The sequence below is a fragment of the Amycolatopsis rhizosphaerae genome, from assembly GCF_007713715.1.
GTDB classification, from domain to species: domain Bacteria; phylum Actinomycetota; class Actinomycetes; order Mycobacteriales; family Pseudonocardiaceae; genus Amycolatopsis_E; species Amycolatopsis_E rhizosphaerae.
Genome location: NZ_VJWX01000576.1, coordinates 1 through 4347 on the forward strand (window position 1 = coordinate 1; position 4347 = coordinate 4347).

Below are 4347 nucleotides of genomic sequence, written 5' to 3' on the forward strand. Positions count from 1 at the left end.
GTACCACGCCGACACCGCTCGGCCCGCAGCAGCCGACTCGCATACAGGGCCAGTTCACGAGGCACGTCGAGCATGGCACGATAGGCAATCACGTGGAGTCCTTCGGTGAAGATCTTCTTTGGCGAGACGTCTTCTACCAGGGACTCCACGCCCCCTCATCACAGGACCAGTCAAACCCACCACACCGGCTCACCCAACCCCGACCACCCAACACGATCTTGCTGAGATCACCTCAATCTGGATACCGGAAATATCGGCGACTCGAGCGTCTATGTCTTGGACGGTTACTACTTTCTGTCCAGCCAGAAGGCCGACTTCACGCCCGGCAAAGGAATCGGGGAGCAGGAGGAAGAGTTGACAAACGGCGCTCCCCTCACCCGGTACTCACGGCAATCGAGGCTGATCAACATCACCTCCGGGAGGTATCTGGTGCCGGGAACCTTCCTCAATCCCGGAGAACATGCGAAGAACACGCTGGTGGCTCAGTTTCCCAGCAACCTGGGCACCGGCAAGATGATTTTGGAAGCCTATGCCATCGTAGGCCGGAAGGATCGTTTCACCCCGCAGGGATCGTCGCTCGAGTACTCATGGAGGGAAAGCGAAAGGGATGACTCCATGACGTCCATCCCGCCTCCGCGCACCGCCGAGGACGGGAGCGTTTACGTTCGCAGCAGCCAGAATGCGACCTATGTGCGGACAAGGACCGGACTTCGGGAAAACAATGCCATCTGGGAACTGATCAGAAGACCTCGTTTTCTGAATGTATGGTGGCAGCTCGAACCCACTGCCGATTTCGTTGCCACAGTACAACCCGAAGGCAAGGAGACCTACCTCAACAGCCGGAAGACACTGCTGGACACCATCAATAGATATGGCATTTTCATGGCACGCACCGGCAATGTCGAAATTCCGATACCGAATTCAAGATGACTGTACGTCGTTGCGAGAACGTTTTCAACCAGTGATCGACAACCTTCCAAGATGCAAGAAGGACGGCCGGATGCGGGTCAGCAGGTGGGCGTCCTTCGCGTGTGCCGGGTCGAGCCCGTTCAGCACGAGCTGGATCGCCGCCTTGTCGTAGGAGATCCCGACGTGCTCGGTGTCGTCGTTCGGGCAGAAGTCCTGCAGGAGCCGGTTGGTCACGTTCGGCGCGGCCGCCGGGAACGAGGAGGTGTACGGGGTGACCAACTACGTCAAGAACCTCGGCGGCGCGGCCAAGGTGCACTCGCTCGTGGCGCTCACCCCGTCCAACCACGGCACCATCCCGGACTGAACTCGGAATTCGGGAAAGCCGGGTACCACCGCTCGACCGCGCGGCGGAAGGCCGGCACGCGCATGGTTATCGATTCAGGCTGTACAGGGGTGGTCTCGCTGTGTTTGCATCGTACCGACCGAACGGTACAACGATCCCGGCTTCCCAGCCTTTCCCCGGCTTTCACCTCTCACCGATCCCGGGCACCGCCGCCCAGTACGGGAGACGCGATGGAATCCTTCGTCCAGCTGCGCAAAGGGACCACGCCCCGCCGTGGTCACGCCGATCTCGACGGCCTGAAAGAGGACGAACTCGGCCGTGCCGGGTTCACCGGCCGGACCAGCTACCTCTACCACCGCCACGACCCCACCCGGTTCCGCGGGCAGGGCCCGCTGGCCGGGTTCAACCTGGCCACCACCGCGCTCACCCCGCCCGACCGCGACGATCCGGCGGGCGAGCCGCTGCTGATGTTCCACAACGCGGACTGCCGCATTTCGCTGAGCATGCGCGCGGCCGCCCCGCCGCACTACGTGCGCAACATCGACCACGACGAACTGCATTTCGTGCACCACGGCACCGGCACCTTCGTCACCGAGTTCGGCCCGCTCGCCTACCGGCCCGGCGACTACGTGTACCTGCCGAAAGCCACCACCTACCGGCAGGTTCCGGACGGGCCGGACACGCACGTGCTGATCATCGAGGCGGTGGAGGAGTTCCGGGTGCCCGAACCCGGGGTCAACGGTCGCCATTTCCCGTTCGACAGCGCGCTCGTGGTCGTTCCCGAACCCGCGGTCGTCGAAGACGACGGCCGCGAGGAGTACGAGGTCCGCCTGCGGTATTCCGGCGGGCACACCTCGATCTTCTACCCGCACGATCCGTGCGACGTCGAAGGGTGGCGCGGGGACAACTTCCCGTTCACCTTCAACATCGACGACTACGACGTGCACACCTCGGCGAGCACGCACCTGCCACCGACGGTGCACCTGTTCCTGCAGGCGGCGGGCGTCGCCGTGATGCACTTCCTGCCCCGGCCGGCGGAAAGCGTGCCAGGCACGGAACGGGTGCCCTGGTACCACCGCAACGTCGACTACGACGAAATCGCCTTCTATCACGGCGGGAGCCTGTTCGGCGCCGACCTGCCGCAGGGACTGCTCTCGCACGCGCCGCAGGGCGTCCACCACGGCGCGCCGGAACGGGCCCGACAGCGGGCGCGGGAACTGTTCGACCGGTTCGGCCGGATGGACTGGAAGGTCATCGCCATCGACACCCGGCGCAGGCTGCTGCCCAGCGCCGAGGTGCTGGCCACGGCGGGGGTAAAGGCGTGAACCATCCCTACGACCGGATCCCGTACCTGGTGGTGTTCGAGGACGATTCGGCCTATCGCGACACCTACGGCGGGGTCGGCGAAACGGTCGCGCTGGAAAGCTTTCTGCTGCGTCCCCGCGACGTCGAATCGGGCACCGTGCTGGTGTTCATGCATCCCATCGGCGGCGGTGCCTACCTGCCGATGATGACCGGCCTGGCGCGCGCCGGGCACCACGTCATCTACTGCGGCAGCCGCTACCGGGGCGTGGACAGCGCGCTGATCATGGAGAAGGTGGTGCAGGACCTGGGTGCCTGCGTGGCCGACGCCCGGGACCGGCTCGGCTACCGGAAGGTGGTCCTGGGCGGCTGGAGCGGCGGCGGCGCGCTGTCGCTGTTCTACCAGCAGCAGGCGCAGCATCCGACGATCACCGCGACCCCCGCCGGGGACCCGCCCGATCTGAGCCGGTGCGGGCTGATCCCGGCGGACGCGGTGATGCTGCTGGCCGCGCACGTCAGCAGGCACGGCACGATGACCGAGTGGCTGGACGCGGCCGTGCTGGACGAGTCCGACCCGGACGTGCGCGATCCGGAGCTGGACCTGTACGACCCGAAGAACCCGAACCAGCCGCCCTACACCGAGGAGTTCCTCGCCCGCTACCGCGCCGCGCAGATCGCGCGGAACCGGCGGATCACCGCGACCGTCAAGCGGCGGCTGGCCGATCTGCGTGCCTCGGGCCGGGAGCAGGAGGAACGGGGGTTCGTCGTGCACGGGACGATGGCCGATCCGCGGTGGCTCGACCCTGCGGTCGATCCGAACGACCGCGTGCCCGGCCGGTGCTACCTGGGAGACCCGCAGGTGGTCAACAACGGGCCGGTCGGCCTGGCCCGGTTCACCACCCTGCGCAGCTGGCTTTCCCAGTGGAGCTACGACGACGCCCGCGGCGACGGCGTGCGCTGCGCGGCCGATCTCGAGGTTCCGGCGCTGGTCATCGGCAACAGCGCCGACGACGCGTGCACGCCGAGCCACACCGAGCGGCTGTTCGAGGCGGTGGGCCATCCGGACAAGACGATGCACGTGGTGCACGGCGCGACGCACTACTACGCCGGCCCCGGCCAGCGGCCGAAACTCGCCGAGGCGACCGGGGTGATCACCACCTGGCTGGCCGAACGCGGGTTCACCGGGCGGGCCGGTTAGGTGCGCGACACCGCCTGGAAGGCCCGCATCCTGCGCGCGGCCGCGGAGCTGTTCGCCGAGCACGGCTACCACGGAACCGGCATCGCGCAACTCGAGGAGGCGGTCGGGCTGCGGCGCGGCGCGCTGTACCACCACATCGGCAGCAAGGAGGCGGTGCTGTTCGAGATCAGCACCGCCCCGCTGCGGCTGATGGTCGAGGCGGCCCAGGCCATCGAGGAGCGGGTGGCCGGGCCGGAAGAGCGCTTTCGCGAACTCGCCCGGACCCTGCTGGACAACGTCGCGGAGCACGTTCTGGAATGGACGGTGCACTACCGTGATTTCACCGCGCTCACCGGCGAGCGCAGGCGGGAGATGCTCGAACTGAGACACCGCTACGAGCGGGTCTGGTGGCGCACCCTCACCGCGGGCATGGCCACCGGGGTGTTCAAACCGGTGCCGGAACCGGTGGTGCTCAAGGGAATCATGGGCATGTTCAACTACTCCTACGTCTGGCTGCGCAAGGACGGCCCGCTGCCACCCGGCGAGATCGCCGACGCCTTCTGCGAAACCTTCCTCTCCGGCATCCGCGCCTGAGCACCTCGCCCCTGCCCCATAC

General features: G+C 66.7%; 5 protein-coding genes. 4 read left to right on the forward strand and 1 reads right to left on the reverse strand.

The window, feature by feature from the left end; all coding sequences use genetic code 11:
* Positions 1–276: 276 nt before the first annotated feature.
* Positions 277–930 carry a hypothetical protein gene (locus tag FNH05_RS33410; protein WP_144592849.1) on the forward strand — a complete coding sequence of 218 codons (654 nt, stop codon included), beginning with the start codon at positions 277–279 and terminating at the stop codon, positions 928–930.
* Between the two features lie 24 nt (positions 931–954).
* Here FNH05_RS33410 and FNH05_RS33415 read toward each other — a convergent pair whose 3' ends face one another.
* The gene (locus tag FNH05_RS33415) at positions 955–1188 is read right to left on the reverse strand and encodes a hypothetical protein (RefSeq protein ID WP_186382868.1); all 234 of its coding nucleotides are present in this window, start codon (positions 1186–1188) and stop codon (positions 955–957) included.
* Between the two features lie 294 nt (positions 1189–1482).
* On the opposite strand from FNH05_RS33415, the gene FNH05_RS33420 reads away from it, so the two are divergent.
* The 3 genes from FNH05_RS33420 to FNH05_RS33430 are packed head-to-tail and all read left to right on the forward strand — an operon-like array spanning position 1483 to position 4325.
* Complete coding sequence (locus tag FNH05_RS33420) at positions 1483–2577, forward strand: homogentisate 1,2-dioxygenase (protein ID WP_144592850.1); 1095 nt, start codon at positions 1483–1485, stop codon at positions 2575–2577.
* The gene (locus FNH05_RS33425) at positions 2574–3752 is read left to right on the forward strand and encodes an alpha/beta hydrolase (protein ID WP_144592851.1); all 1179 of its coding nucleotides are present in this window, start codon (positions 2574–2576) and stop codon (positions 3750–3752) included. Before FNH05_RS33420 ends, FNH05_RS33425 begins: the two co-directional genes overlap by 4 nt.
* A complete protein-coding gene (locus FNH05_RS33430; protein ID WP_144592852.1) occupies positions 3753–4325 on the forward strand; it encodes a TetR/AcrR family transcriptional regulator in 573 nt (190 codons plus the stop codon).
* Positions 4326–4347: the final 22 nt, after the last annotated feature.

Bases quoted from the DNA above. Each gene is read 5' to 3' on its own strand.
- FNH05_RS33420 (WP_144592850.1), top strand. From the start codon at position 1,483: ATGGAATCCTTCGTCCAGCTGCGCAAAGGGACCACGCCCCGCCGTGGT.